The organism is Sellimonas intestinalis (genome assembly GCF_001280875.1).
Lineage (GTDB): Bacteria > Bacillota > Clostridia > Lachnospirales > Lachnospiraceae > Sellimonas > Sellimonas intestinalis.
On record NZ_LGAJ01000026.1, the window covers coordinates 1 to 1,263 of the forward strand.

The 1,263-nt window shown below is 35.6% G+C and carries 1 protein-coding gene; it reads right to left on the minus strand.

Going from position 1 to position 1,263, the window contains the following annotated elements; genetic code table 11:
* Positions 1 to 385 precede the first annotated feature (385 nt).
* Positions 386 to 769 carry a helix-turn-helix domain-containing protein gene (locus AOA56_RS15210; protein WP_024731479.1) on the minus strand — a complete coding sequence of 128 codons (384 nt, stop codon included), beginning with the start codon at positions 767 to 769 and terminating at the stop codon, positions 386 to 388.
* Positions 770 to 1,263: the final 494 nt, after the last annotated feature.

The following is a 1,263-nucleotide window of genomic DNA, read 5'->3' on the forward strand; positions in this document are numbered from 1 at the left end:
AGCTTTGGCAGGGTAAGCCAACCTTAAAAAGGCATATTTAATTTGTACTTTTTCTTGACATAGGACCAATGGTGAAAATCGGACAGCTTTGTTTAGATCAGGGTGTTCATAATAAAAAACAGATGATATCGTCTAAATGGATAATCCATCGGAAAATATAGTCATAGCAGTTACATCATATTTTAAACCAACAATAGTGGACCGCATAGATTTTATACAAAGATATATTGAGCCATTCATTTTAATTTCATTATCTTAATCCTTGTAACCAAAGAAAAAACAGATGACAATATGATAAATCCGCCGGACTCTGGAGAAGGTTTCCCCTGAAGTCTGGCGGATTTTTGCTCTAAATATATAGACATCTAGCTAAATAGTTGGGAACTTAATGGAAAATCAAAAAAACAATCCCGATCAGAAGTGTTAAAGCCAAAAAGAATAAGGCTGCACCAATTAAGTACCTCTTTGCTGTACTCATTTGATGTACATTATCCAAAATTTCGGTTACTTCCGCAGACATCTCAGTTCCGGCCTTTGAATCATGCTGTGAGTATATATCCATTGGGGCTGTTTCTTTCCCTTTCAGCAGGTAATCAGTCGTCACTCCGAAAATCTCACTTAAACGAATGATTTTTTCACTGTCTGGAAGGGTCTGATCCGTTTCCCGCTTCGACACTGCCTGTCTTGTAACGTTCATCAGAGAGGCGAGTTCTTCCTGAGAAATTCCTTTTACATTTCTCAAATGGATAAGTTGTTTAGATACGCTCATTGTATTATCCTCCTTAAATTTCAGCCGTTCTTGACTGTGCCTAAATATTACATTAATTTCTATTGAATACCAATTTTTTGCTTTTAGAAATACTATGAAGAACTTTTTAATATATATAGATAGTTTAGGAGATTCGCTCTGCTCTTATCAGCTTATAGACATTTTTAATGGGAAAAAAGAAAACACCTTGCTAAAGTGAAAGCCTTCATTTATACTGAATCTGCAACGAACAATATGCCTCCAGGCTGTCTCAGGCCGGTAAAAATCCCCATCCATCAGCACTTTCATTTCTATCGTTCTTTTATCTTTCGTTTCAAAAAGATGGAATACTTTTGGAAATCACGGTGTGCAAAGAATATTTGCATGGGATTTTTGTAAATGCAAAGCTCCTTTGATGGACATAATCGGATTTTCCTAATACAATTTCGGCAAAAGGAGGAGAACTATCATGACATTAGGAAGTAACATTCAAAAAATAAGCCTGCAAATAAAAA

Excerpts from the sequence above, each read along its gene's own strand:
- AOA56_RS15210 (WP_024731479.1), bottom strand. The coding sequence starts at position 769 with ATGAGCGTATCTAAACAACTTATCCATTTGAGAAATGTAAAAGGAATT.